Origin of the sequence: Sulfuricaulis sp. (genome assembly GCF_041499725.1) — a bacterium.
Taxonomy (GTDB): domain Bacteria; phylum Pseudomonadota; class Gammaproteobacteria; order Acidiferrobacterales; family Sulfurifustaceae; genus Sulfuricaulis.
In genome coordinates, this window is the sequence record NZ_JBGQKW010000005.1 from 1 (window position 1) to 25043 (window position 25043).

The following is a 25043-nucleotide window of genomic DNA, read 5'->3' on the forward strand; positions in this document are numbered from 1 at the left end:
CCACGCCAGCTTCCAGGGCGCCGAGGGCTATTTCTCCGCGCGCATGAAGATGGCCCAGACCTCGGACGTCGTCGCCGTGGTCAAGTCCGGCGGCAAGCTCTACAGCGCCCGGCAGAACATCAAGGTGACGGTGGGTGGGTGCGGCGGATAAGCTTGAAGATTCCAAACGAATATCGCTGAGGAACACAACATGGCAACAGACAAACAGACGAAAATACGCACCAAGACCCAGGACGGCGTGACCGACGTGCTGGTGCTAGTAAGCCACCCGATGGAAACCGGGCTGCGCGTAGACCCCAAAACCAAGGAAAAGGTCCCGCCGCATTTCATCCAGAAAATGAGCTTTTCCCTGGACGGCAAGGAAGTCGCCTCGACCGATCTCGGGACGGCGGTTGCCAAGGACCCGCTGATCGGCATCAAGCTCAAAGGCGCCAAATCCGGTGCCAAGCTCAAGGTTACCTGGAGCGACAACATGGGAGAGAGCGCCAGCGAGGAAACAACCATCAGCTGATCGAACACTGCGTTCGATCCGGTCCGTGTATTCACCATAGGAGAACCCGCGATGAAAAAAATATTCCTGTTTATGACTGTTCTGGGTGTGTTCGCGGCAACATCGCCCGTGACCATCGCCGATCCGGCCACCGATCTCAAAAATTTCCAGGCTTTCTTCAAAAAGAAATTTCCCACGGTGCCGTTCGATGAATACGCCAATGGTTTCTATGCCCTGCCGGGTATGGAGACTTACCGGGAGCAATGGCTGCTGTACAACGAGTTTCCGCCGCTGGAGCTGGGACTCGCCATCGGCAAAAAAATCTGGGAAACCCCGTTCAAAAACGGCAAGGCCTTCGCCAGCTGCTTCCCGAATGGCGGCAAGAATATCGCCCAAGGTTACCCCTACTGGGACGAGGCCATGCAGAAGGTGCGCACCGCCGAGATGGACCTGAACGGCTGCCTGAAGAAAAACGGCGAGCCCGAATTCACCGATCTCGACAAGGATCAAAATACACGGATCAGGCTGGCCGAATTGACCGCCTATTTCTATTCTCTGTCAAAAGGACAACGCGTCAAGATCGACATCTCCAGCCCCGGGGCCGTCAAGGCCTATGAAGAGGGGAAAAAATACTGGTGGCAACGTCGCGGGCAGCTCAATTTCGCCTGCGCCAATTGCCATATGGACCTTGCGGGCAAAAACTTCGGCGGCAACCAACCGCTCAGCGCCGCGCTGGGACACACCACGGCGTGGCCGGCCCAGCGTCTGGAATGGGGCCGTCTCGAGACCATTCACTTCCGCTACATGACCTGCAACTCGCAAATACGCGCGAAATCGCAGAAGCACGGCAGCGAGATTTATAACGACCTTCAGTTCTACGAGACCTATATGAGCAGCGGCCTGCCCCTGACGGCGCCGGCCATGCGCAACTAGACTGACCGGGCGCTCATTAAAAACCCGGCGGCGTAACGCCGGGTTTTTAATTTGTACTTCATTATTTAAGGAATAGGCATATACCTCCACGCGTCCCATCGCAGCCAAGGAACAAAGCCGGATTCCACCCATTAAATTTTTTATTTTTTCTGACAACTACCAGAAACAGGATAAAACAATGAGTCTTTCGCGACGCGAATTCCTGCAAATGCTCGCCGTGGGAGCCGCCGCCGGCCTTGTGTTCGACAACGATGTAACCGGCCGTAAGGCACTGGCCGACGACAGAAAGGCGGGGGGTCTTTACGACGTGCCGCCATTCGGCAACGTTTCGCTGCTGCACATGACCGACTGCCATGCGCAGTTGATGCCGACCTACTTTCGCGAACCCAACATTAATATTGGGGTGGGTGCGGCTCGCGGAAAACCCCCGCATCTGGTGGGCGAAGCATTGCTCAGACATTTCAAGATCGCGCCCGGCTCCATCGAAGCGCATGCCTTCACCTATCTCGATTTCGAGCAGGCCGCGCGCCGCTACGGTAAGATCGGCGGCTTTGCCCACCTCGCCACGCTGGTGAAAAACCTGCGCGCCAGCCGCCCGGACCGCACGCTGCTGCTGGACGGCGGCGACACCTGGCAGGGGTCGGCCACCTCGCTGTGGACCAAGGGACAGGACATGGTCGATGCCCAGAAGTTGCTCGGCGTGGACATCGCGACCGGGCACTGGGAATTCACCTACGGCGCCGAACGCGTGAAGCAGATTGTCGATAATGACCTGAAGGGTCACATCGAATTTCTGGCGCAGAACGTCAGCGACGCCACCTGGGGTGAACTGATCTTCAAACCCTACGTCATCCGCGAAATCAACAAGGTGCCGGTCGCGATCATCGGCCAGGCATTTCCGTACACGCCGATCGCCAACCCGCGATATCTCATTCCGGACTGGACTTTCGGCATCAACGACGATCACATGCAGAAAATGGTGGACGAGGTGCAGGGCAAGGGTGCGCAAGTCGTCGTGGTGCTGTCGCACAACGGCATGGACGTGGACCTCAAGATGGCAAGCCGCGTGCGCGGCATCGACGCCATCCTCGGCGGACATACGCATGACGCCGTGCCGGCGCCGTCTCTCGTGAAAAATCGCGGCGGTCAGACACTCGTCATCAACTCCGGCTGCAACGGAAAATTCCTGTCGTTGCTCGATCTCGACGTGAAAGACGGCAAGCTGCGCGGTTACCGCTACAAGCTGCTGCCGGTGTTCGCCAACCTGCTTGCACCCGACAAGGAAATGGCCGCTTACATCGAAAAGGTGCGAGCGCCTTATGCCGATAAGCTCGCCGAGAAACTCGCGGTCACCGAAGGTCTGCTTTACCGCCGCGGAAATTTCAATGGCACCTTCGATCAGCTGATCATCGATGCGCTGCTCGCGGTGCAGGGCGCGGACATGGCGTTCTCACCCGGCTTCCGCTGGGGCACCACGCTGTTACCGGGCGACACGATCACCATGGATAACCTCATGGATCAGACCGCCATCACCTACGCTACCGCCACCGTGAACCAGCTCAGCGGCGAACAGATCAAGATCATCATGGAGGACATCGCCGATAACCTGTACCACCCGGATCCTTACTATCAGCAGGGCGGCGACATGGTACGCGTCGGCGGCCTCCAGTACACGCTCGACATCGCCCAGACGCACGGCCGGCGCATCCAGGATGTGACGATAAAAGGCAAACCGCTCGCTGCCGCGAAAAAATACCAGGTCGCCGGCTGGGCCAGCGTCCAGCCGATCGAGCCCGGCAAGCCCGTGTGGGACGTCGTGGCCGAATATCTGCGCGCTTCGAGATCCGCCCGCATCGGCCAACCCTATATTCCCCGTCTCAAAGGTGCTTCCGGCAACCCCGGATACGCTGGCTGAAGCATAACCGCGGCTTCGCCGGATTCGCGGCGAGTAGTATCCGTTTATCTCTCTGAGGTAGAATGTGCCGCTTTCAGCGACCTGAAGGAATTCTAGCGATGTCCCAGAAGCATCCGATCATCTCCATCACCGGTTCGAGCGGCGCCGGCACCACCACCGTCAAACGTGCTTTCGAGCACATTTTCCGGCGGGCCCAAATCAACCCGGCGATCGTGGAAGGCGACAGCTTCCACCGCTTCAACCGCGCCGAGATGCGTCAGGCGATGATAAAAGCCGAAGCCAGCGGCAACCGCAACTTCAGCCATTTCGGTCCCGAGTCCAACATCTTCGATGAGCTGGAAAAACAGTTCAAGGCCTACGGCGAAACCGGCACTGGCAAGAAACGCTACTACCTGCACAGCGAAGAGGAGGCCGCCGAACACAACAAGCGGCTTGGCACAACGCTCAAGGCCGGCGAGTTCACTCCCTGGGAAGACATTCCCTCCGGCACCGATCTCATGTTTTATGAAGGCCTGCACGGCGGCGTCGTGGACGCCAAGGCCGGCGTGGATGTCGCCAAGTGGGTGGATCTGCTCGTCGGCGTGGTGCCGATCGTCAACCTGGAATGGATCCAGAAGATTCAACGCGACACCGCCGAGCGCGGCTACTCCGCCGAGGCCGTGGTGGATACCATTCTACGGCGCATGTACGACTATGTGCATTACATCACTCCGCAGTTTTCGCGCTCCCACATCGACTTTCAGCGCGTGCCGGTCGTGGACACCTCCAACCCCTTCATCGCGCGCGACATCCCCACGCCTGACGAGAGTCTGGTCGTGATCCGTTTCCGCGATCCGAAGAACGTCGATTTCCCTTACTTTTTGACTATGATCCACGGATCGTTCATGTCCCGCCCCAATACCATCGTCGTGCCTGGCGCCAAGATGGGCTTTGCCATGGAAATCATCCTCACGCCGATAATCTATAAACTGCTTGAAAACAAAAAGAATGTCTAGCCTGTTTTTCTCTCCCACCCCCTGAATTTCGCGCCAATTTGGCGTAGTTCTTGCTGCTATCTTTAGGATTATGAAGAAGAAGATTCCCGTCGAGGACCTGCGCCCGGGCATGTACGTCTCCGAGCTGGACCGGAATTGGCGCGATACGCCGTTCCTGTTTCAGGGTTTCGAGATCACGTCGGAAGAGGAGATCGAGGAACTCAAGCGACATTGCAAGCACGTCTTCATCGACACCAACGAAGGTTCCGATGTCTCCCCGAAGCCACGGCGCGTCGCGGCTACATCGTTCACGGCGGTGGCGTCCGGGGAAAATTCCAAGGAGCGCATCATCCATCTCGAAAAGGTGGTGGAGAATTTCGCCCCGTGGCATCGCCACGCACCGCGGTATCAGGATTTAACGACGCTCGACGAAGAAATCGGCCAGGCCAAAATCGTCGTGACCAATACTCGCGAGGCCGTCTACGACATCATGGAGGATGTGCGTCTCGGCCGCAGCATCGACACCAGCGGCGCAAAAAAAGTCGTTGCCGACATGGTCGACAGCGTCATCCGCAACCCGGATGCACTCATGTGCCTCAACCAGCTCAAGAAAAAAGACGAATACACCGCGCTCCACAGTCTGCGCGTGTGCGTGCTCGCGCTCGCCTTCGGTCGTCATCTGGATCTTTCGGACGAGGAGCTGAACCTGCTCGGGCTTGGCGCGCTGCTGCATGACGTGGGAAAAATGAAAGTCCCGAACGATATCATCAACAAACCGGGCAAGCTGACAGAAGAAGAATTCACTCTCATGAAAAGTCACGTCCCCTGCGGCGTCGATATTCTCGAACAAACCCACGGCATTCCTTCCGTTGCGATTGACGTCGCCCGGTTCCATCACGAACGCTATGCGGGCGGCGGCTACGCCATCGGCGTCAAGGGAGAAGACATCGGACTCTTCGGTACCGTCGGGGCCATCGTGGACTGTTATGACGCCATCACTTCGGATCGCTCCTATCACGCCGGCATGTCGGCGCACGATGCCCTGAAAAAAATGTACTCGTGGCGCGGCCGCGATTTTCAGCCGGTGCTGGTCGAACAGTTCATCCAGTGCATGGGCATCTATCCCATCGGCAGCGTTGTCGAACTCAGCACCGGCGCTGTCGGAGTGGTGATCTCCGTCAACCGCACGCGCCGCCTGAAACCCAAGGTGGCCATGGTTCTCAACCCGGACAAGACGCCGTTTACGCCCGCCAAGGTCATCGACCTGATGCATCAGGAAGGTGCGGGACCCGGCCGGGAATTGGAAATCCGTAAGGTCCTCCCCCCGGGCGCGCACGGCGTCTTGCCGACCAAATACATCCCCCTGGGTGGCTAAGTCTCTTTCATTCCCGGTTTTTCTAGACGACAACCCACTCGGGTTATCTCTTTTGGATTGCTGGTGCGGGTGACGGCGGCTGCTCATAATACACACCAACCGGCAGCGTGCGATTGTCATGCCGACTCAACAACGACAGGAGAATTTCCGAGATGAGTGACGCCCTGGATTATCTGGTCAAGATTCGGCCCGACGCGATGACGTCCTATTTCAAGTTTCTCAAGGAAACGGGGAAATCGCTCGACCCGAAAACCCGGATGCTGATCACCGTCATCACCAAAATCGCGACCCAGACCGAAAAGGGACTCCGCCAGTACCTGCCGCGCGCACTCGACGCCGGCGCCACGCCCAATGAAATTCTCGACGCGATTTTGCACGCGTTCCCGGCGCTCGGGCTGGCCAAGATCGTCTGGGCCATCGACATCCTGATCGACATGGATATTCCCGAATTCCGCGCCGAGAACCTCGGCGTCGAAAAACGCTGGCATGAAGTCAGTCCGGCGGATCAGGTCCCGGAAGGCAAAATCACCTACTGCGACAGCGACGGGCGCAGCCTTTTCGTATACCGCGCCAATAGCGAGTTCCACATCTACGACAGCCGCTGTCCGCATCAGGTCACCAACATCCCGCATCTCGCGCTGGAAGGCTTTCGTTTGACCTGCCCCAAACACCACTGGGCTTTCGACATCAAAACCGGCAAGTGCGTGGAAAAAGGAAATCGACCTTTAAAACGTTTTGAATCCAAGCTTGAGAACGGTCGACTCTATGCGCGCTGGTAAGGCGGGACACGGCCAGGCGTGCGCGACATGATGGGCTACTTCACGCCTGATGAAATCGCCGCCCAGCTTAGAGATGGTCGTGCGCGGGGAAAATGCCAGCATGAAGAAAAGCGCGTCGACTTGCTGGATCTGATACGGCAAGACATCGCCCGGTTGATCTGCGCCGTTAGCAATACCAATTACTTCAGCTATCTTATCGCCAAACGCGGCGAACTGGCGCTGGTCATCGGCACGCGCGGTGACTTGCGCAGCCATACGATCACTCTCGAACTCATCCGGCGCCGGCAACGTGTGGCCTATTTTTCCTACAGCGACCCCATCCTGCGCACCGCGGATCTGCGTCGTCGCGAATGCATGGCCGAACGCAAAGGAAAAAACGCGCTCAAGATTCATATCCACGAGGGGACGCTGGCAAACCTGCTGACCATGCGCGCCCTGCTCTATACAAAACTGCCTTCCCAGGGACGCGTACTCACGGCTCCGACGAATTAAGCTCCCAGGCGCTGACAATCTCATAGCGCGCGCCTTCGGCGTGAGTGTGCGATTGCACGAGGCAGAATCGGCGCACCTCCCACATCAGCGGGTCAATCGGAAGATTTTTATTACACCGGCGCAACTTGCGCGCCACGGTGAGGTGCGCCGCATAAGATCGCTCCTCGGGCACATAACCGCAGGCGGCCAGCCCGGCATTCAATTCCTGCACCAGTCGCGACAAGGGCTCGGGCGTATTCCGGGGTCCCACCCACACGATGCCCGGCTTCGGCCAGCAGCCGATCTGTTCCAGCGTCAGCGTAAAGGAGCCGGTTCGAATCGCCGCGGCAATCTGTTCAGCGCACTGCCGGAATGACGCCTTCACCGAGCCGAGAAACGCCAGCGTCAGATGAATGTTCTCCGGCGGCACGCGTCGTGCGTCGCCCTCCAGAACCCGGCCGGCAACGCTATACAGCTCGCGGCTCAGTTCAAGGGCCGGCCACAGCGCGAAAAACAACCGCTGGTTTTTCGTTTCCGGCGCCGGTGCGGGAGGGCTGTCAGGATTCATCGTCATTCACGTCAACGAATGACAGTTTACCCGTATGTGGTGGGCTGTGGGTGGTTTCAGGCGCCGGGGCGGTGGGATCCTGAGAATTGACCAAGCACAGCTGGACTCGGTTAATGGGAGCGGCCTGTATGGATTTTTGGACTACGGGCTTGGCTATAATGATAAATGACAGTCATGCTCACATGTATATTTATAGCGCATATAGGATTCTTGCCGCGATAACGATGCAGGCCTCGGCCCGGTGTTGCCGGTATGATTTTTATAAGTCCCATAGGCGATGGAAAGATGTGATTTTCCCAGATCTGCTCTCGGCGGCTCGAATAACTGTGGCATGGTTAAGGAATGTCTGTGGTCGGACGTTATTATTGTTGACGTGCCTTTTGTTTATCTCGCCGGTTGATTTCGCCGCCGAGCCGCAGGTGCTGGTACTGAACGACGTCAATGAGCCGCCCTTCACCACCCCCGAACACACCGGTTTTCTCGATGTGATCGCCACCGAAGCATTCAGACGGATCGGGGTCGAGTTGCGCTTGGTCAAATTGCCCGCCGAACGTGCGCTGTTGCTTACCAACAACGGGCTGCAGGATGGTGATTTGACACGGATTGCGGGTATCGAGGAGCAATACCCGAATCTCGTGCGCGTGCCGGAGAAACTCATCGACTGGGATTTTGCCGCCTTCAGCAAGGAAGCTTCGATCCCAGCCAACCTTGAAGCGATCCGCCATCATTCCGTGGGGTTCATCAAGGGCTGGAAATTCTACGAGCGGAACATGGCCGGCGCCGGGCGCGTGACCACCGTCGATGACCCCGAGCAACTTTTCCGCTTGCTCGATCGTGATCGCATCGAGGTGGCATTGTATGCGCGCTGGATGGGCTTGGCGCTTATCCAGAAGCAGGGGCTCAAGAACATTCGCCCGCTCGAACCACCGCTCGCGAGCAGCGCGATGTATATCTACCTGAATAAGCGTCACACCAAGCTCGTGCCGAAGTTGGCAACGGCCTTGCTGACACTCAAGCGCGAGGGATTTTATCAACGCGTCTACCGCGAAAAACTCCTGCCGTACGACAAGACCACAGGATGGTAAACAATTTCATATGGCGTCGCGAGCAGCTGCGCTCGCCGCTTGCGCGGCGACTGATCGTCGCGATCGTTCTGTTCAGCCTGGCTATTACGCTGCTCCTTACCGTCATCCAGCTCTACAGCCAGTACCGTCACGACATGCGCGGCATCGAGGCTGACCTTCGGCAAATCGAACAGGTGCATCTGAAGGCCTTGACCCGATCGTTGTGGGCCACCAACGAAAATGACCTCCTGTTGCAACTCGAAGGCATCGCGCACATCCCGAATTTCGAGTACGTCGCGGTGCGCGAGGGCGAGAAACTCTGGTCACAGGCGGGGGCCCGGCGCTCGGCCAACGTGATCGAGCAGCAATACCCGATGGTGTACACGCAAGAGGGACGAGAAATCCCGCTCGGCACCCTGACCGTGGTGGTAAGCCTCGATGATGTCTACCACCAACTGCTCACCCAGACGCTCATCATTCTTGCGAGCAATGGTCTCCAGACCTTCCTGATGGCCGGATTCGCGTTTGTGTTTTTCCATTGGCTGGTGAACCGCCATTTGCAGACCATGGCCGCCTACGTGCGCGGCATGGACGTGCGCCTGCCCGCGTCGCCGCTGATATTGGCACAGAAGGGTCACCGTATCCCCAATGAACTGGATGAACTGGCCGCCGCTATTAATCACATGCATGAGAAGACGCGCGTGGCGCTTACTGCGCTGCAGAACAGCGAAGAGCAATTCCAACTCGCTACCGAAGCCGCCGATGTCGGCTTGTGGGACTGGGACCCGCAAAACAACGCTGTCTACCTGTCGCCGGTGTTCAAGCGCCAGCTCGGTTATCGTGAGGAGGAAATGCCGAGCAGCTACGAAGCATGGGAAAGCCGCCTGCATCCCGAAGATCGCGAGCGCGCACTTGCGACGATCCAAGACTGTCTCGCCGACCGCATGTCTTACTATGAGGTCGAGTTCCGGCTGCGTCATAAGGACGGCTCGTACCGCTGGTTCCTGTCGCGCGGCGCGTTGCGGCGCAACGAAGCCGGCCGGCCGGTCCGCATGCTCGGCGTTCAGGTGGATATCACCGAGCGCCGGCGCGCCGAGGAACAACTCGGACATCTCGCGCACTATGACAGTCTGACCGCGCTGCCAAATCGCGTGTTGTTCGCCGACCGTCTGGGCCAAGCCATGATCGAGGCCGACCGTCACGGACGATTGGTGGGCGTGGCATTCCTTGACCTCGACCGTTTCAAGAACATCAATGACACGCTCGGGCATGACGCCGGCGACCAGCTTCTGAAGGCCGTAGCCGAGCGCCTGACCGGCGCGGCACGTAAGGGCGACACGGTCGCGCGCCTATCCGGAGATGAGTTCACACTGATTCTCGCCGATATAGGACACGTGGACGATGTTGCACGCGTGGCGCAGAAAATTCTCGATGCCTTCACGCAGCCGTTTCACATCGCCGGGCGTGAACTCCATATGACCGCCAGCCTCGGCATCACGCTTTACCCCTTCGACGTCAAGGATGTGTCGGGGCTGTTGCGCAACGCCGACATCGCGATGTACCGCGCCAAGGAACACGGCTGTAATACCTATCGTTTCTATGCCGCGGATATGATGGCCAAAGCGGTCGAAAATCTAGCGCTCGAGAATGACCTGCGCCACGCGGTGGACCGCGGGGAGCTGGTGCTGCATTACCAACCAATCATTGGATGCGCAGCCGGCGAGATCCTTGGCATGGAGGCACTGGTGCGCTGGCGGCACGGCGCGCGCGGGCTGATCCCGCCGGCGCAGTTCATCCCGCTGGCCGAGGACACCGGATTGATCGTGCCAATCGGCGAATGGGTGCTGCGCGAGGCCTGCGCCCAATGTCAGCGCTGGCAGCGCGAGTTCAAGCGCCCGTTGCGCGTGGCGGTCAATCTTTCGGCGCGGCAATTCGGCCAACCGCCCATTGCGCGCACCGTGCGCCGGGCGCTCAAGGATGCCGGCCTCGACCCGACTATGCTTGAGCTGGAGATCACCGAAAGCGTCCTGCTGCACCATGATGCCGAGAAGCTCGAGTCACTGCGCGCTCTGGCCGAGATGGGGATCACGCTCACCATCGACGATTTCGGTACTGGCTACTCCTCACTGTCCTACCTCAAACGTTTCCCGGTCAAGGCGCTCAAGATCGACCAGTCGTTCACACACGACATTCCGGACGATGCGGACGACGCCGCCCTCGCTCGGGCGATCATCAACATGGCGCACATCCTGGGGTTGAAAACAATCGCTGAAGGCGTAGAGACACAGACGCAGTTTGAGTTTTTCCGTTCGGAACACTGCGACGCCGCGCAGGGCTTTTATTTCAGTAAGCCGTTGCCTGCCGCGGAGTTCGCCACCCTGTTAGGCAAGAGCCGACTCGCAACGGGCTGAGTACGGATATATCCATCACTGTCCAAAATTCCTAACGCGACTTCAACCGGCCCCAGCCCCGGGGGACCACAGACGATGTTTTCAACAGCTGGCTATTGGCCACAACGTTTACATGCATGCGCCCTACTTCAGCGACGCCACATACCCTTCTTCGCCGCCTTGCATGAAGAAATAGTCCCCGGCTCCGCGCCGCACCAGATAATATTGAAGCCACATGACCTGCTTGCCCACGGCGTCATAAATGAGCAATGTCTTCCTTTGCAGCTTTGCTTGTTCTATCAGGACATTCAGCGCGGCCTTATCGTCAACCTTCACATGCTCCTCGCGCATCGGAAACAGTAGAAAATCGCGCTGTCCCCGGTCGCGGATATCCACGATGATACAGTTGCACTTATCGGCATTCGCCCTGGCGCGAAAATCCTTGGCGGGGAGCATGCGCGCCTTGAACTCCGCGGGGCTGATAAGGTCCGACTTGTCGATCGGTGTTTTTTCATACAACGTGGTGAGTTCCGGATGAGCGTTGGCCCAGTCAAAGATCCCGGCGTCATAGGCAAAAATATTGGTGATTCCGGCGCGTTGCCCCCGCCGTGCCGCTTCATAGGATTTGGCGCACGCCTTGCCGTTGCAGTAGAAAACGATCGGCTTGGTGTTCGCATTTTGTACTTTTGACATGTCCGCCTCGAACGCGCGGTTCCTGCCGTTATCGACTTCGTCCACCGGCACGTTGATCGAACCGTTGACGCGCATCGTCTCCCACTCGAACCTGGTGCGGGCATCCACGACCAGGACGCTATCGTGCATCTTGTAGAATTCTTGGGTCGAAAGAGTCCTCACGTCCGGGTATCGCCAGCGCAGTGGGAATTCATTGTTCTGCTCGGCCCCCGCCGTGGTGGGCAAACAAGCAGTAACCCCGACTATCAATAGGAAAAATACAAACTTTCTGCTAACACGGTACATAACAATCCCCTTTTACGGTCTGGCCCGAGTAACGATTAAACGAATGCCATCCCTGCCCTTTGGAGATCCCTTGATGTCCTGAAGAACCTTCAGGACATCCGACGAATGTACGCGTGTTGCCCTGGGATTTTTGAGAGCGTTTCTGCCCTTGAAGCTTTTTCTGTACGCGTTGCCGAGAATGATCCTTAAAAAACGGAATTTGAAACTCGGCCAGTATTTCTGGTGCAGCCGCGCTGCCTGCCGAGCCTACTCGACCGGTAGACCCTTTGATTTCCATTCCGGAATCCCGCCACGCAGCCAGTAGATATTCTTGTACCCGGCTTTGACGGCGACCACGCTAGACTTATAGCTTTTCCAGCACTCGCCCGCGTTGCAATAAAAAATCACCGATGTGTTTTTATCCGTGGGCAGTTTCTCAAGATCAAAACTGTCCTGGCGCACGTCGAAGTGCACTGATTTGTCGCTCTTCTCCTTGTATGGAATGCTAACGGCTCCCTTGATGTGCTGCTCGACATACTCGTTGGCAACACGCGTATCCACCATCAGCATGCCGCCATCCACCATGGCCTTCGCCTTCTCGGCCGTGACCACCGTCACTCCCGGGATGGACTCGGGTGTCTGAGGTCCGGATGACAAAGCCAGGGTCGGGAACGCCAAGACCGCGAAACCGAACAGGCCATAAAGAAATTTTCTGAGCTTGACAATAAAGATAGCCATGACTTGATCTCCTTTGATAAACAACATGTGTTTCAAAAATCCCCAAGATCCAGCTTTACAGCGCGTGCCGCGACTCCCCGCGCTTGGGGTCGAAGAGACAGGACCTTCGAGGAAATCTTTTCCTGCGTGCGTTTAGATTCCGCTTGAGAGGCTGGCGCAGCGGAGGAAGGCACCGACACGGAAACCCGCTGCGGCTGCCCGGAGTCGATCTTGAATTGAGCAACCAGTTCCTGCAACTGTTCCGCCTGCACGGCCAGCGACTGGCTGGTGCCGGAGAGTTCTTCGACCTGGGCGGCGTTGGATTGCGTGACACCGTCCATCTGCATGATGGCGCGGTTGACCTGCTCGATGCCGGAAGCCTGTTCCTGGCTGGAGGCGCTGATTTCGGCGATGATCTCGGCCGTGTTCTTTACGCTTTCGACGATGCCCTCTAGTGTTTTGCTGGAGGCGTTGACAAGCTGCGTACCGTCCTGCACATTTTCCACGCTGTCCTGGATTAATGTTTTGATTTCCTTGGCTGCCGAAGCGCTACGCTGGGCGAGGTTGCGTACCTCAGCGGCGACCACGGCAAACCCGCGTCCTTGTTCGCCGGCGCGCGCTGCCTCGACCGCGGCATTGAGCGCCAGCAGGTTGGTCTGAAAGGCGATCTCGTCAATAACGCCGATGATGTCGGCGATCTTATTACTGCTCGCGTTGATCGCTTCCATGGACCGCTGGACCGAGGACGACATCACCACGCCTTCATTTGCCGCTTCGCGAGCCTCGAGCGCCACCTTGTCGGCGCGCAGCGCGTTGTCGGCGTTCTGCTTCACGGTACTGGTCATCTCTTCCATCGAAGCAGCGGTCTCTTCGAGCGAGCTGGCCTGTTCCTGAGCGGAGGAGGAAAGTTGTTCCGCCGCCGAGCTCATTTCTTGCGAGCCGTGCGCAAACGAGTCGGCGCTACTGCGAATACTGTCCACCAGGCGCCGCAGGTTATCGTTCATTTGCTTCAGCGCCATCAACAGTCGTCCGACTTCGTCATGGTTGCGTACTTCAACTTTGCCGGTGAGATCGCCCGAGGCGATGCGCGCGGCCAGAGCCGCCGCCTGCGCGAGCGGTTTTCCAATAGCCTGAACGTTACGCAATCCGGAATAGATCATTACTACCATAACGGCCACGAGCACTATCAGTACAAACGAGATCAGCCGCCAGCCGTCGGCCGCATAGTGATCATAGGTACTCTTGACCGCGTCCTCTTGGGTCTTCAGCAGGCTGGAGATCGGCTTCAGCAGCCCGGCATGTACTTGCGGCCATTCGTTCTCCAGCATTGAGGCTACCTGCGCTTTTCTGTTCGCGCGGTAGGCCGCCTCCAATTTGTCCAGAAAAGGCCCCAGAATCGCAATTTGATTGTCGATCTTTCCGATCAGCTCGCGCCCCTCGTCGTTGAGTTTGTCCTGTTCCGTGAGCGTTTTGTATTTCTTCCAGCGCTCCGGGATCTGCGCGCGCGCCTCGCCGAGCTGATTGATGTTGCCTACCGCCGGCATCTGATCCACAAGATAGGCCGCCATGCGGAAGCGCAATTCCTTCAGATCGGCGTCAACAGCCGTGAGATCCGATGTCGGGACTACCCAGCGCTCGTAGACAGATTCAAGCGCGCTCGAACCCTGTCTGACGCTGTAGAGGTCCACCCCTGTTAGAATAAACATCACCATGAGCGCCAAGCCCATGTTGATGTAGAGTCGCATTTTGATACTTAGATCTTTCAGCATAAAGTTACGTGTCCTGCCATGTGCGGTTGCCGGCTGCGAATGAATACAGGCTTACTCGACGGGGAGTCCCCTGGCCTTCCACTCCAGGCCGATCTCACATTGTGTTCGTATCATTAGATACGTATAGCAAAATTAATGCCAAGCATACAGGTACTTTTAGCGGGTTAGACCCAAAGGACGCTGAATACCTCAATCTTGCTCGCTTATTTTCCGGTGGCTCTATCTTTCAAGCACAACCGCATCTGTTGCGTTTATTGACGCGTCCATATTGCCGATTAGCGATACCTTTTCAGGTGCTTTGGCTGATGCTTTATCGACATCGAAGCTGTATGCCTGGCCCATCATGGCCATGACGGCTAGTGTGTTTAACGCGGATAAAAAAACTACGAGCTGTAATTTACGTGTGATGGATTCTGCTTTCATGGATACTCTCCTTTAATTTAATTAAACCACCAGGTAAGCAGCAATCTCCGTGCCAACTCAATAAGCCTGTCTTTTCAAAGAATTGGATGTCCTCGGATATATAATATTTGGCAGGGGACATATAAAATTTGCCTATCGCGTTAAAACCGGAGAAATAAAGGGGTGAACCAATTCCCAAGAGGAACACCATCCTTCGCTCCCACGGAAACGCATATCTGAAGGCATTTTTTATCCTGGTTTCTGCCCTCTACTATTATTGCTCGCTGCGCATTGCGACACCGCTTTCCTTGGCATATTCCTTGCACTCGCCTATGGCAGGGATTGTCTTCAACCAAATGGTCCGACATGGCATCGGTTAGACCGCTGTCACGCTTGGACTCTAAAATGGAATTACCAACTCAGGCTTACATAAAGCCGGCGGCACAAGATGCTGCGCATAAGACTGTTGCACCGTCGATCCTGCAGCGCGGGGGCTTGAGCATCCTTTCCTTGATCAGTTTCGGGTTGAATACCGCGACCCGATCGCTGCCGCCCGTAACCCGCGCGCTTGCCCGCTTTCGAGATCCGATAGGGACGTCTAAAACCACAATCGCTCGGGTTCTCTTTCTTGTGGTCGGTTTATTTACACTGCTGCCAATCATATCGGCTGGCGTCGCACTCATGATGGGTATGTTCTTCGCCCTCACTATCGGCAATCCTTATCTTGCGACGACTCACCGCTACACACCCATACTACTGCAGGTATCCGTCGTCGGACTTGGCGCGGCGATGAATCTAATGACCATTGCTGCCGTCGGAATGCATGGCGCGCTCTATACTGCCGTAGGCATATCGATGACGCTGGCTCTCGGCCTCGCGTTGGGAAAGTTAACCCGAACTAATTACACGACCTCGCTTCTGCTTTCAGTAGGCACGGCGATTTGCGGTGGCAGTGCGATCGCCGCGGTCGCATCAACCATGCGGGCCAAGGATCATGAGGTTTCGCTGTCTCTGACGATCGTATTTTTTCTAAACGCTTTGGCGCTTTTTCTGTTCCCTTGGATTGGACACCGGGCGGGCTTCGATGAAAACCAATTCGGCCTTTGGAGCGCCTTGGCAATCCACGACACGAGCTCGGTGGTCGGAGCAGCGTCGCAATACGGGACCAAAGCGCTGGAGGTCGCCACAACTGTGAAATTGGCTCGAGCCCTCTGGATCGTTCCGGTGGTGTGTGTGGTCAGCTTGTTCTGGATGCGAAAGGATGGAGCATGCGCTCAGACTAAAGTGAAGCGGCCTTGGTTCATTCTGGGATTTCTCTTGATGGCGGCTCTCGTCACCTGGGCGCCTACGCTCATACCGGCCGGTCATGTGGTTTCTGACGTTTCGCAGCGAACCCTCGTGCTAGCTTTATTCCTGATCGGCAGTGGCATGGCCCGTTCAACGCTGAAGAACATCAGATATCGTCCGTTCGTCCACGGGCTTGTGTTATGGATCATCGTCGGAAGCGCGAGTTTTCTCGCAATTTCCACGGGATGGTTGAAGCTGTAGGATCGAACTCGACCCTATGACGTCGCCGGGAATTCGAATTCTCCGGGTCATCGCTGGGTAAAAGAGCGTTTCACTGGACACGACCTGCGGGCGAAGTGCGTTTCGGATGCCGAGACACTAGCGCAGGCTCAACAGCTACTTACTCACGCTGACAGCGCAACCACGCAACGCATCTATCGGCGGCGTCCTGAGCGCGTGAAGCCGCTCAATAGGATCGGATATCGGACAATCAGTGTTTTATCGGACAGCACTACTCCGAGACATGCATTAAGTGATTGATTAATGGTGGGTCGTGGAGGGCGAGCCGGATTAAGGCCTTTGTCCACTGGACAAAGGCCCTGGCGAGCGGGTTCGCCAGGGATGGCGAACCCTGGGCTTTCGAGCGGAGCGGGATAGCGGAGCGAAGAAAGTGAACCTCCGGCCAATAGTTTAAATTTTGCTGCTCACCACAGTTGTTGATAATTGGTGGGCCGTGGAGGATTTGAACCTCCGACCAACTGGTTAAAAGCCAGCTGCTCTACCGACTGAGCTAACGGCCCGCGTGTGCCAAAGTGGGGGAAAACGGGAGGCGGCATTATCCAGAGGCCGCGTAACCCTGTCAAACCGAATGACTCGGGCCGGAGAAGCGAAGGATCAGGCTGATTCTGGCTAGCGGGCGGCGGGCAGCAGTCTCATGTCCGCCAGCGCCAGCCGCAACGCCCGGAAAAATCCATGCTCATCCATGAGGTAATACTGCACTTTCATGGTCAACGCGGCGCCGAAGATGATCATGGTGAGCGTGATTACCGCGCCCAGCGCCAGCGTGGACATGCCGGTGACGCCCTGGCCGATGGTGCAGCCCAGGGCAATGACGCCGCCAAAACCCATGAGCACGCCGCCAATCATGTGGTTAACCATGTCCCCGCGTGAGCTGAAGGTTTCGATCTTGAAATTTCCAGAAAGCACGGCGTACAGAAACGAACCGGCGACGATACCGAATACCGCAGCGATGCCGAAGTTGATCGTGGAGCCGGTGAAGGTCATTAGGTAATTCACGTTTTCCGCCACCGGCGCGACGAAGGTGTAGGATTCGAGCCGCACCGGTTCGAACTCATCGAAGCCGAGCTTGCCGGTGATGTACCAGCCCGCGACGATGAACAGTCCGATGCTGACGCCGGCGAACAGGTTCTTGAAGCTCTTGAGAAACTCGGCGCTGGCCAGGGCGTAGATCGTGAATCCCAGACCGGTAATGCCGGCCACAATCCAGCGCACCGTTTTCGCATCCGCGGCGCCGGTGACCACCTGAATCAACGTCGCCATGCTCTGGTCCGCGATGTTGCGCGCCGCCAGATCGATATTCGTGGTCTCGATGGCATTCAGACGCACCAGCGCCAGCAGACCACGCAGAGTCATGTAGGCCGTGATGGCCATCAGCAGCATCACCACCAGCGACTTGAGGCTGCCGCCGCCGGTGCGCACCAGCGTGCGCTGCCCGCAGCCGCCGCCCAAGGTCATACCCACGCCGAAAAGAAACCCGCCGAGGAGATGTCCGAGCCAGCCGAAGTTGGCGGCCAGGTAAATGGATTTGTTGAGATCAATGTAACCCAGCGCCTGCAGCAGTTGCGAGCCGAGGATGGCGACGCCGATCGCCAGAAACCAGGCGCGCAGACGTTTCTTGTCGCCCATGTTCACCCAATCGCTCACCGCGCCCATGGTGCAGAAATTCGTCTTGTTGGCGATAGCGCCGAACGCCACGGCCACCAGAAATCCCCCCAACGCTACGTTCTGAACATTGCTGAGTTCCATAAAACCCCCTGCTCACTGCCTTACGGTGAAATACACATGACCGCTCTAGACGCGGACACCCGGGGCTTTATTCCCGGGCCACCCCATGGATTATTTTGCGTGGCTTTGACGTCTAGTGCCATAACCGCCGGTCACTGAATCCTGGCGCTCGCAACGACATTCCGACATACACGACAGGGCTTACCCGAAAGAACCGGGAGCGTTAAAATAACCACCCAGCGTTCACCGTGAGGTACAATCGATGCCGACCTTTGACAAAGAACTCGACACCAGCGGGCTTAGCTGTCCCATGCCCGTCATGAAGTGCAAAAAAATGCTGCAATCACTGGCGGCGGGACAAGTACTGCATCTGCTGGCCACCGACATCGGCACCAAGAGCGATATTCCCGCCCTGGTGAACAAGACCGGCGATCAGATCATGGAAACCAGCGAAGCGGACGGAAAGATTCACTTCTACATCAAGAAGGGCTGATGAAACCCCGCTCCTAGATATTATCTTACAACCAGGCGTGGACCGGATGCTTTTCCACCAGGTCCACGAAATCGCCGTAACTCGCGATGCGGACCTCTTTGATGAGCTTGTCCAGGCCGCGGGCTTTCAGATCCGCCCCGATGGCATAAACCGCGTGCCGCCTCACGGCCTGTTCGATCAGGGACGATTTGACGGTGCCCGCGGCAGACGCGTACACGCCATCCTCCAGCAGCAGAATGACGTCGCCCTCGCGCGCCAGCCGCAGGCAGTTTTCCAGCGCGCTGTTCTGAAACGGTGACTTGTTGACGGTATGGAGCATGGACAAATCCTAGAATGAGACAATGCTGTGCTGTTCGGTCATCATCGCGGCAACTTCGGCGGTGTCCAGCACCTTGGGGCGTATCGGTGCGCCGCTGTCATCGTCCTTGCCGATCGCGATGATCGCGCCTTCGGGGATACCGCGGTCTTTCAGCGATTGCCGGTCAACGTAAACCTTCGTGACCTCCCAGTCCACGAGCGCGCCGAGCGAGGCCATGAAACCCTTGATGCCGAGATCTTTCGTGTCCTGCCCTGCCTGCAGGGCGAGCACGCCGTCGTCGAGAAAAACCACGGAGAGATCCATCTCGTAGGTCGCGAAGATGAACATGACCTCGATGGACTCCTGCACATAGATGCTGCCGTGCGGCGCCTTGCGCACCGTCACCATAACCTTCTTGCCTTTCTCCGCCATGAACCCCGCCTCTGTCTTGATGCCTGAAAAATCAATCGCCGAACGTCACGATCCGGTCGGACTCGTCGATCATGCTCGCCAGCTGCCCCAGCCCCGAAATGTGGATATTCGGTACGAGCACTTCATTGGTGATGCCACGCCGCTTGGCCGCGGCCACGCATACCACCATGTCGATTCCGGTCGCGCCCAGTTCCGACCAGCGTTTGGAAATATGCCGGTCATCCTGCGGCGGGTCCATGAGTTTGGTGGCGTTGTACACGCCGTCGTCGTAGAAAAAGATGCCGCGGATGCTGTGGCCCTTGGCGCGGGCGGCCTGGATGAAGTGGTAAGCGCTGTCGGAGGCTTCGTGATTGTAGGGGCCTTCCAGAACCAGAATCGAAAGTATCATTATTTTTCTTCTCCTCCAAAATATCTGAGTGTTCCAGTCGGTGCCATTCCGATTGCCCGACCTTCTAAAGAATAGTCCAATATTGCCAAGTCGGGAGAAAATTTCCAGTCTCGGCGGACCTTATCTCCGGTACCGGGTCGGGTCCGCGACACCGGCCTCGGCAAAGCCCTGGGCGCGCAGACGACAGGAATCGCAACGTCCGCAGGCGCGGCCGCTGCTATCGGGGTCATAGCATGAGATGGTCAAAGAATAATCCACGCCCAGACGGCTGCCTTCACGGATGATCTCGTGCTTGCGCAGTTGCATCAGCGGCGCATGCACGTGAAACCCGCGCCCTTCCACCCCGGCCCGCGTGGCCAGGTTCGCGAGCCGCTCGAATACCTGGATGAATTCCGGGCGGCAGTCGGGGTAACCGGAATAGTCCATCGCATTCGCGCCGATATAAATATCGGACGCGCCGAGCACTTCGGCCCAGCCGAGCGCGATGGAGAGAAACACCGTGTTGCGCGCCGGCACGTAGGTTACCGGAATGCCGGCGGAGGGCACCTGCGGAACGGGAATCGCCATATCGGTCAAGGCCGATCCACCCATCCAGCCGATATCGAGCCTGACCACGCGATGATCGGCCGCCCGCTGCGCCTGCGTCACGCGGCGCGCGGCATCGAGCTCCACGCGGTGGCGCTGCCCGTAGTCGAAAGTCAGCGCGTGACAGCGCGCGCCCGTGGCCGCGGCGAGTGCGAGCACCGTGGCCGAATCGAGACCGCCGGAGACCAGCACCACGGCTTTTCCGCCGGCGTCAGTGTCCGCGGGCATCGTTCCACAGAATTTTGTGCAGTTGAATCTGCAGGCGCACCGGCAAGCGGTCGGCGAGAATCCATTCGGCGAGATCGGTCGGGTTCAGTTGCCCGTAACAGGGAGAAAACAGCACCTCGCCGATCCGGTCGAGCTTGTGTTCGGCGAGCTTTGCGCGGCTCCATTCGTAATCCGCGCGATCGCAGATCACGAACTTGACCTGATCCTTTTTCGTCAGATGCGCGATATTGGCGTACAGGTTGCGACTCGCTTCGCCCGATCCGGGCGTCTTGAGGTCCATCACGATACTCACCCGCGGATCGAGACCGGCGACATCGAGCGCGCCGCCGGTCTCGAGCGACACTTCATAGCCCTGATCGCACAGGGCGGTGAGCAGTTCGCGGCAAGGGCGTTGCGCCAGCGGCTCGCCGCCGGTGACGGTGACATAACGCGGGGTATATTCGGCAACGCGGCGCAGGATATCGCCGAACTCCATCCACTGTCCGCCGTAGAAAGCATATTCCGTGTCGCAGTAGGAGCAGCGCAGCGGACAGCCGGTCAACCGAATGAATACTGTGGGACAACCTACCGTGCGCGCCTCACCCTGGAGAGAAAAAAATATTTCGGTGATGCGCAGCCGGTCTCCGGCGGACGACACCGGCCGGGTGTTTGCGGTTGTTGTGTCGGCCTGCGACACAAGTTAATGCTTCTCTTTTTTCATTTTCGCCAAACGCTGTTCCGCCGATTTCGCCGCGGGCGTACCGGGATAGCGCGCTATCACCTGATTGAGGCTCTCGCGCGCCTTGGCCCATTCACCCAGATCATAATGGCTATAGCCGGTTTTCAGCATCGCATCCGGCACTTTCGGGCTTTTCGGATAATCGCTCATGAGCTTGCCGAATTCCTCCAGCGCCTGACGGAAATTGCGCGCCACATAATAAGCCTCGCCCAGCCAGTAGCGGGCGTTGTCGCGCAGTGCGCTTTGCGGATATTTCGCAATAAAGTCGCGAAAACCCTTGGCCGCGCGTTCATAGAAGCCCTGCTTCATCAGATTGAACGCCGCGTCATAATCCTGCTGCTCCTGCGCTGAACCGGCCGACGCCGCCAAGCCCGGCGCCACGGGAGCGGTATTGGCATCGGGTGCAGCAGCCGCGGTGCCGCGACGTTCAAGCTCACCGACCCGCCGGTCAATATCGGCGAGCAGCTCGCGCTGCCGTGCCTTCAGGCGTTCGATCTCGTTCGCCTGCACCTCTACCTGACCGCGGAGGTTGCGCATTTCCGCCTGCAGGGTTTCCAGCTGCTGCAGGAGGTCGGCCAGCGCCTCACGCGCGGGTGACGGCGAGGCCGGCGTCGAGCCGGCCCCCAGCTCGACTACCGGCGGCAGGTTGCGTGAACCTTCGGCCGCGCCTGCGGCCGGCAAGAACGGAATCGACAGGCCGGCCGCCAGTATCCCGGCCAAAGCGATGAAACGCCGGGGAAGCGGCATCGTCGTTATTTGTAGACGATTTCAGCGCGGCGGTTCTGGCGCCAGCAGGACTCGTTGTGCTCCTGGCACAGTGGCTTCTCTTCGCCGTAGGACACCGTCTTGATGCGATTGCCGGTCACGCCCAGCACTTTCATCATCTTCTCGACCGCCTGCGCGCGGCGCTCGCCGAGGGCCAGGTTGTACTCGCGCGTGCCACGCTCGTCGCAGTTACCTTCGAGACTCAGCTTAATCTGCGGATTGGCCACGAGATGGGCGGCATGGGCCTCGACGATGGCGCGCGCCTCGTCATCGATGGTGCTGCTGTCAAAGGCGAAGTGCACGCTATGCTGAGCCAGCAGCTCGGCGCGTCTCTGCTTTTCCCGCTCGGAAAGCGAAGCACCCGTGGCTGATTTGTCCGTCGCAGACCCGGTCTGCGCCGATGCGGCGCCTTTTTCGTCCCCCGGGGTGGGCTTGGTCGCCTCCTCACCGGCGCAGCCGGCAAGAGCCAAAGCGATAAGCAAGGATGCGGCGAGATGTTTCCTATTCTTCATGTTTCACTCCTTATATTGCAGTTCACGGTTGTAAGGCGACCACGCGGGCTCGCGTATATCGCCCTCCTCGAATTTAAACAGCTGGCGCACACGTCCATCGGCGGAGACCGAGGCCAGTACCCCCCGCCCCCGGACCTCGGTGGCATAGATAATCATACGCCCATTGGGGGCAAAACTGGGCGATTCGTCAAGCGAGGTATCCGTCAAGACCTGTGCTGTCTTGTTGTCCAGCCGCATGACGGCAATACGATAACCGCCCTGGTTACGGCTGACAAACGTAATCGATTTGCCGTCCGCGGCGTATGAGGAACGCGCATTATAATCGCCCTCGAAGGTCAGGCGCTCGGCCGACCCGCCGGAGGCGTTCATGCGATAGATCTGCGGCGATCCGGCGCGGTCGGAGGTGAAAATGATATCGCGCCCGTCGGGTGACCAGGAAGGCTCGGTGTCGATGGCCGGGTCGAATGTCAGCCGCTTCAGCGCCCGTGAGTTGAGAAGCATCACATAAATTTCGGCATTGCCGTCCCGTGACAGGGTCAATGCCAGCCGGGTACCGTCGGGCGACCAGGCCGGCGCGCTATTGATGCCGGTGAATTCAGCCAGCAATTCGCGGCGCCCGTCCGTCAAGCTCTGGACATACACCTTCGAGCGCTTGTCTTCAAACGAAACATAAGCCAGACGATTACCGTCGGGTGACCACGCCGGCGACATCAGCGGCTCGGCGGAGCGGACCACGGTCTGGGCGTTGAAGCCATCGGAATCCGCCACTTGCAGCTTGTAGACCGGCAAACCCCGGGGCGGTTCCTCGCGCGTCACGTAAGCGATGCGCGTATTGAAGGCGCCGTGTTCACCGGTGATTTTTTCATAGATGATGTCGCCGATCTGGTGCGCGACCGAGCGCATCAGATCGGCGCTGATGGTATACCGGAAGCCGGCGATCTGGGTTTCCTTGAAAACGTCATACAAGCGGAACTGCACCTGAAACTTGCCCGGTGTCGAAAGACGCACACTGCCGACCGTCAGCGCCTCGGCCTTGAGGATGCGCCAGTCCTTGAACACCACGTCCTTGTCCTCGTGTGGCGTGGAAATGAAATCCTTGCGGGGCAGCACGGCAAACCGTCCGCTGCGCGCGAGATCGGCCTCCACGATGTCGGAAACATTCTGCGCCGGCTTGATCGGTCCTTCCCAGCTGAACGGCACGATGGCGATGGGCGTACCGGTGTCCACTCCGCGCGTGATCTCAATGGTCAGCACCGCCTGAGCGGTGAAGGACCACAGCAGCATTCCCGTCACGACAATCCATTTGGCAGACATTCGCATCGGACTCCCTGTTTCCTATTCCTCAGGATTGAACAAAAACTCGATTTCACGGAAATTATCGAACAAGGTCGGGTCCCCTGGCAACGGCAGCGGCTCGGCCTTGTGTACCGCGTTTTCCACCGAGCGGTCGAAAATCCCGTTGCCGCTGGAGCGCACCACGACAGCCGAAAGCACATTGCCACCCGGCGTGAGGTGTACCTGCACCACGCATTTCAGCCCCTTGGCGACACCGACCGGACGGCTCCAGCTGCGGCTGACCTGCTGGCGGATCAGCGCCTTGTACTTGTCGACGACGGTGGCCGCGCGCGCCGCCCGCGTGGTATCGGTGCGCTGTTTTTCCTCTGCCGCCAGCTGCTCCTGCAGCGACTGTTCGGTCAGCTTCTGCCGGCGCTTATCTTCATTCTTGTGCTCAAGCTCGGCGGCGCGTTTCTGTTTTTCCTTCTCCTCGGCTTCCTTCTTCTTGCGCTCCACGACGAGACGCTGCTGCGCCTGTTCCTCGTCCTGCTTTTTCTTCAACTCCGCTTGACGGCGTTTTTCCGCCTCGGCCTTCTTGCGCGCCTCTTCCTCTTCCTGTGCCCGCGTGTCCACCGCCTCGGGCTTGCGCGCTGCCTGCTCCGGCACGGCCACGGCCTGTATCACCTGGTCGGTGGAAGGGGCCCTGGTCCAGCGGAAACCGATGACGGCAAGCCCGATCACCACCGCATGCACCAACACGGCATAAACAATGGCCCGGATTCTCCCCGGATTGCGGCGCAGCGTCCTGGCAAACACGCTATTTTCCCGGCGGCTCGGTAAGCAGCCCTACGCTCGGCGCACCGGCCGACTGCAGCAGAGTCATCGCCTTGACCACTTCACCATAATTGGACTGCCGGTCGCCCCGGATCAGCACCGGCGTCTGCGGCCGCGCCCGCAGGATCGCCGCCACTTTCCTGCTCAATTCATCGGACGTGATACGGCGGTCATCGAGAAAATACCGGCCCTCGCGATCCACCGTCACCACCAGCGTTTCGCGGTCCTGGCTGTCCACCGGCTGCGCCGCGGCCTTGGGCAGATCCACTTTCACGCCCTGCGAAAGCAAGGGCGCCGTGATCATGAAGATCACGAGCAGCACCAGCATGACGTCGATATACGGCACGACGTTGATCTCGCTCATCAGCTTCTTGCGGCGCTTGCGGTAGGGCTCCATGG

Annotated in this window: 28 protein-coding genes and 1 tRNA gene; 12 read left to right on the forward strand and 17 right to left on the reverse strand. The window is 58.4% G+C overall.

Translation table 11 applies throughout. The features are described from left to right. From ACC569_RS01685 to ACC569_RS01720, 8 genes are all read left to right on the forward strand, one after another. The coding region (locus tag ACC569_RS01685) for a thiosulfate oxidation carrier protein SoxY (RefSeq protein WP_372521830.1) at positions 1-151 on the forward strand (151 nt) is incomplete at its 5' end. Between the two features lie 39 nt (positions 152-190). Then, positions 191-511, forward strand: coding sequence for a thiosulfate oxidation carrier complex protein SoxZ (gene soxZ / locus ACC569_RS01690; RefSeq protein ID WP_372521760.1), 321 nt, complete (start codon positions 191-193; stop codon positions 509-511). Positions 512-562: 51 nt separating this feature from the next. After that, the gene (gene soxA, locus ACC569_RS01695; RefSeq protein ID WP_372521761.1) at positions 563-1423 is read left to right on the forward strand and encodes a sulfur oxidation c-type cytochrome SoxA; all 861 of its coding nucleotides are present in this window, start codon (positions 563-565) and stop codon (positions 1421-1423) included. 178 nt (positions 1424-1601) lie between these two features. Next, a complete protein-coding gene (gene soxB / locus ACC569_RS01700) occupies positions 1602-3338 on the forward strand; it encodes a thiosulfohydrolase SoxB (RefSeq protein WP_372521762.1) in 1737 nt (578 codons plus the stop codon). Positions 3339-3436: 98 nt separating this feature from the next. After that, the gene (locus ACC569_RS01705; RefSeq protein WP_372521763.1) at positions 3437-4333 is read left to right on the forward strand and encodes a phosphoribulokinase; all 897 of its coding nucleotides are present in this window, start codon (positions 3437-3439) and stop codon (positions 4331-4333) included. A gap of 70 nt (positions 4334-4403) precedes the next feature. Beyond that, entirely contained in the window at positions 4404-5687 is a 1284-nt protein-coding gene (locus ACC569_RS01710; RefSeq protein ID WP_372521764.1) for an HD-GYP domain-containing protein, read from the forward strand. 152 nt (positions 5688-5839) lie between these two features. After that, entirely contained in the window at positions 5840-6466 is a 627-nt protein-coding gene (locus tag ACC569_RS01715) for a Rieske 2Fe-2S domain-containing protein (protein WP_372521765.1), read from the forward strand. Between the two features lie 27 nt (positions 6467-6493). Further along, complete coding sequence (locus ACC569_RS01720) at positions 6494-6958, forward strand: hypothetical protein (protein WP_372521766.1); 465 nt, start codon at positions 6494-6496, stop codon at positions 6956-6958. Here the strand turns inward: ACC569_RS01720 and thpR are convergent. Further along, positions 6939-7505, reverse strand: a complete 567-nt coding sequence (gene thpR / locus ACC569_RS01725) for an RNA 2',3'-cyclic phosphodiesterase (RefSeq protein WP_372521767.1) — start codon at positions 7503-7505, stop codon at positions 6939-6941. The genes ACC569_RS01720 and thpR overlap by 20 nt on opposite strands. Before the next feature lie 365 nt (positions 7506-7870). Between thpR and ACC569_RS01730 the strand changes: the two genes are divergently transcribed. Together ACC569_RS01730 and ACC569_RS01735 are read left to right on the forward strand one after the other, a co-directional pair. After that, positions 7871-8590, forward strand: a complete 720-nt coding sequence (locus ACC569_RS01730) for a substrate-binding periplasmic protein (protein ID WP_372521768.1) — start codon at positions 7871-7873, stop codon at positions 8588-8590. Then, complete coding sequence (locus tag ACC569_RS01735; protein ID WP_372521769.1) at positions 8584-10980, forward strand: EAL domain-containing protein; 2397 nt, start codon at positions 8584-8586, stop codon at positions 10978-10980. Before ACC569_RS01730 ends, ACC569_RS01735 begins: the two co-directional genes overlap by 7 nt. Before the next feature lie 123 nt (positions 10981-11103). On the opposite strand, the gene ACC569_RS01740 is transcribed toward ACC569_RS01735, so the two are convergent. The 4 genes from ACC569_RS01740 to ACC569_RS01755 all read right to left on the reverse strand — a co-directional run bounded on the left by ACC569_RS01740 (position 11104) and on the right by ACC569_RS01755 (position 14825). After that, a complete protein-coding gene (locus tag ACC569_RS01740) occupies positions 11104-11937 on the reverse strand; it encodes a rhodanese-like domain-containing protein (RefSeq protein WP_372521770.1) in 834 nt (277 codons plus the stop codon). A 246-nt stretch (positions 11938-12183) separates the two neighbouring features. Then, positions 12184-12654: a rhodanese-like domain-containing protein gene (locus tag ACC569_RS01745; protein ID WP_372521771.1), complete on the reverse strand. Its 471-nt coding sequence runs from the start codon at positions 12652-12654 to the stop codon at positions 12184-12186. Between the two features lie 32 nt (positions 12655-12686). After that, a complete protein-coding gene (locus tag ACC569_RS01750) occupies positions 12687-14402 on the reverse strand; it encodes a methyl-accepting chemotaxis protein (RefSeq protein WP_372521772.1) in 1716 nt (571 codons plus the stop codon). Positions 14403-14621: 219 nt separating this feature from the next. After that, positions 14622-14825 carry a hypothetical protein gene (locus ACC569_RS01755; protein ID WP_372521773.1) on the reverse strand — a complete coding sequence of 68 codons (204 nt, stop codon included), beginning with the start codon at positions 14823-14825 and terminating at the stop codon, positions 14622-14624. Between the two features lie 384 nt (positions 14826-15209). Between ACC569_RS01755 and ACC569_RS01760 the strand changes: the two genes are divergently transcribed. Continuing rightward, positions 15210-16352, forward strand: a complete 1143-nt coding sequence (locus ACC569_RS01760) for a YeiH family protein (RefSeq protein ID WP_372521774.1) — start codon at positions 15210-15212, stop codon at positions 16350-16352. A 463-nt stretch (positions 16353-16815) separates the two neighbouring features. On the opposite strand, the gene ACC569_RS01765 is transcribed toward ACC569_RS01760, so the two are convergent. Together ACC569_RS01765 and ACC569_RS01770 are read right to left on the reverse strand one after the other, a co-directional pair. After that, positions 16816-16891 (reverse strand) — tRNA-Lys (locus ACC569_RS01765). Between the two features lie 109 nt (positions 16892-17000). Further along, positions 17001-18137 (reverse strand): YeeE/YedE family protein, encoded by a 1137-nt coding sequence (locus ACC569_RS01770; protein WP_372521775.1) that lies wholly within the window; start codon positions 18135-18137, stop codon positions 17001-17003. Between the two features lie 241 nt (positions 18138-18378). On the opposite strand from ACC569_RS01770, the gene ACC569_RS01775 reads away from it, so the two are divergent. Beyond that, entirely contained in the window at positions 18379-18609 is a 231-nt protein-coding gene (locus ACC569_RS01775; protein WP_372521776.1) for a sulfurtransferase TusA family protein, read from the forward strand. 25 nt (positions 18610-18634) lie between these two features. On the opposite strand, the gene tusB is transcribed toward ACC569_RS01775, so the two are convergent. The 10 genes from tusB to tolR form a co-directional block, all read right to left on the reverse strand. Then, a complete protein-coding gene (gene tusB / locus ACC569_RS01780) occupies positions 18635-18928 on the reverse strand; it encodes a sulfurtransferase complex subunit TusB (RefSeq protein WP_372521777.1) in 294 nt (97 codons plus the stop codon). A gap of 9 nt (positions 18929-18937) precedes the next feature. Then, the gene (locus ACC569_RS01785) at positions 18938-19339 is read right to left on the reverse strand and encodes a DsrE family protein (protein ID WP_372521778.1); all 402 of its coding nucleotides are present in this window, start codon (positions 19337-19339) and stop codon (positions 18938-18940) included. Positions 19340-19370: 31 nt separating this feature from the next. Beyond that, entirely contained in the window at positions 19371-19727 is a 357-nt protein-coding gene (gene tusD, locus ACC569_RS01790; protein WP_372521779.1) for a sulfurtransferase complex subunit TusD, read from the reverse strand. A gap of 120 nt (positions 19728-19847) precedes the next feature. Next, complete coding sequence (queC, locus tag ACC569_RS01795; RefSeq protein WP_372521780.1) at positions 19848-20540, reverse strand: 7-cyano-7-deazaguanine synthase QueC; 693 nt, start codon at positions 20538-20540, stop codon at positions 19848-19850. Beyond that, a complete protein-coding gene (queE, locus tag ACC569_RS01800) occupies positions 20524-21216 on the reverse strand; it encodes a 7-carboxy-7-deazaguanine synthase QueE (protein ID WP_372521781.1) in 693 nt (230 codons plus the stop codon). Before queE ends, queC begins: the two co-directional genes overlap by 17 nt. Before the next feature lie 3 nt (positions 21217-21219). Further along, positions 21220-22005 (reverse strand): tol-pal system protein YbgF, encoded by a 786-nt coding sequence (gene ybgF / locus ACC569_RS01805; RefSeq protein ID WP_372521782.1) that lies wholly within the window; start codon positions 22003-22005, stop codon positions 21220-21222. Positions 22006-22010: 5 nt separating this feature from the next. Then, positions 22011-22535 (reverse strand): peptidoglycan-associated lipoprotein Pal, encoded by a 525-nt coding sequence (gene pal / locus ACC569_RS01810; protein WP_372521783.1) that lies wholly within the window; start codon positions 22533-22535, stop codon positions 22011-22013. A gap of 3 nt (positions 22536-22538) precedes the next feature. Beyond that, complete coding sequence (gene tolB, locus ACC569_RS01815; protein WP_372521784.1) at positions 22539-23849, reverse strand: Tol-Pal system beta propeller repeat protein TolB; 1311 nt, start codon at positions 23847-23849, stop codon at positions 22539-22541. A gap of 21 nt (positions 23850-23870) precedes the next feature. Further along, on the reverse strand, positions 23871-24626 hold the full coding sequence (tolA, locus tag ACC569_RS01820) for a cell envelope integrity protein TolA (protein ID WP_372521785.1): 756 nt from the start codon (positions 24624-24626) through the stop codon (positions 23871-23873). Position 24627: 1 nt separating this feature from the next. Continuing rightward, positions 24628-25041: a protein TolR gene (tolR, locus tag ACC569_RS01825; protein WP_372521786.1), complete on the reverse strand. Its 414-nt coding sequence runs from the start codon at positions 25039-25041 to the stop codon at positions 24628-24630. Positions 25042-25043: the final 2 nt, after the last annotated feature.

What these genes read in the sequence shown, in the direction of transcription:
- ACC569_RS01775 (WP_372521776.1), top strand. Translation starts at nt 18,379, where the DNA reads ATGCCGACCTTTGACAAAGAACTCGACACCAGCGGGCTTAGCTGTCCC.
- ACC569_RS01715 (WP_372521765.1), top strand. Translation starts at nt 5,840, where the DNA reads ATGAGTGACGCCCTGGATTATCTGGTCAAGATTCGGCCCGACGCGATG.
- thpR (WP_372521767.1), bottom strand. Translation starts at nt 7,505, where the DNA reads ATGAATCCTGACAGCCCTCCCGCACCGGCGCCGGAAACGAAAAACCAG.
- ACC569_RS01740 (WP_372521770.1), bottom strand. Translation starts at nt 11,937, where the DNA reads ATGTACCGTGTTAGCAGAAAGTTTGTATTTTTCCTATTGATAGTCGGG.
- ACC569_RS01735 (WP_372521769.1), top strand. Translation starts at nt 8,584, where the DNA reads ATGGTAAACAATTTCATATGGCGTCGCGAGCAGCTGCGCTCGCCGCTT.
- soxZ (WP_372521760.1), top strand. Translation starts at nt 191, where the DNA reads ATGGCAACAGACAAACAGACGAAAATACGCACCAAGACCCAGGACGGC.
- ACC569_RS01760 (WP_372521774.1), top strand. Translation starts at nt 15,210, where the DNA reads ATGGAATTACCAACTCAGGCTTACATAAAGCCGGCGGCACAAGATGCT.
- ACC569_RS01785 (WP_372521778.1), bottom strand. Translation starts at nt 19,339, where the DNA reads ATGGCGGAGAAAGGCAAGAAGGTTATGGTGACGGTGCGCAAGGCGCCG.
- ACC569_RS01770 (WP_372521775.1), bottom strand. Translation starts at nt 18,137, where the DNA reads ATGGAACTCAGCAATGTTCAGAACGTAGCGTTGGGGGGATTTCTGGTG.
- soxA (WP_372521761.1), top strand. Translation starts at nt 563, where the DNA reads ATGAAAAAAATATTCCTGTTTATGACTGTTCTGGGTGTGTTCGCGGCA.
- tusD (WP_372521779.1), bottom strand. Translation starts at nt 19,727, where the DNA reads ATGATACTTTCGATTCTGGTTCTGGAAGGCCCCTACAATCACGAAGCC.
- ACC569_RS01720 (WP_372521766.1), top strand. Translation starts at nt 6,494, where the DNA reads ATGATGGGCTACTTCACGCCTGATGAAATCGCCGCCCAGCTTAGAGAT.
- tolR (WP_372521786.1), bottom strand. Translation starts at nt 25,041, where the DNA reads ATGGAGCCCTACCGCAAGCGCCGCAAGAAGCTGATGAGCGAGATCAAC.
- ACC569_RS01755 (WP_372521773.1), bottom strand. Translation starts at nt 14,825, where the DNA reads ATGAAAGCAGAATCCATCACACGTAAATTACAGCTCGTAGTTTTTTTA.
- ACC569_RS01750 (WP_372521772.1), bottom strand. Translation starts at nt 14,402, where the DNA reads ATGCTGAAAGATCTAAGTATCAAAATGCGACTCTACATCAACATGGGC.
- soxB (WP_372521762.1), top strand. Translation starts at nt 1,602, where the DNA reads ATGAGTCTTTCGCGACGCGAATTCCTGCAAATGCTCGCCGTGGGAGCC.
- pal (WP_372521783.1), bottom strand. Translation starts at nt 22,535, where the DNA reads ATGAAGAATAGGAAACATCTCGCCGCATCCTTGCTTATCGCTTTGGCT.
- ACC569_RS01710 (WP_372521764.1), top strand. Translation starts at nt 4,404, where the DNA reads ATGAAGAAGAAGATTCCCGTCGAGGACCTGCGCCCGGGCATGTACGTC.
- ACC569_RS01745 (WP_372521771.1), bottom strand. Translation starts at nt 12,654, where the DNA reads ATGGCTATCTTTATTGTCAAGCTCAGAAAATTTCTTTATGGCCTGTTC.
- tusB (WP_372521777.1), bottom strand. Translation starts at nt 18,928, where the DNA reads ATGCTCCATACCGTCAACAAGTCACCGTTTCAGAACAGCGCGCTGGAA.
- queC (WP_372521780.1), bottom strand. Translation starts at nt 20,540, where the DNA reads ATGCCCGCGGACACTGACGCCGGCGGAAAAGCCGTGGTGCTGGTCTCC.
- ACC569_RS01705 (WP_372521763.1), top strand. Translation starts at nt 3,437, where the DNA reads ATGTCCCAGAAGCATCCGATCATCTCCATCACCGGTTCGAGCGGCGCC.
- ybgF (WP_372521782.1), bottom strand. Translation starts at nt 22,005, where the DNA reads ATGCCGCTTCCCCGGCGTTTCATCGCTTTGGCCGGGATACTGGCGGCC.
- tolB (WP_372521784.1), bottom strand. Translation starts at nt 23,849, where the DNA reads ATGTCTGCCAAATGGATTGTCGTGACGGGAATGCTGCTGTGGTCCTTC.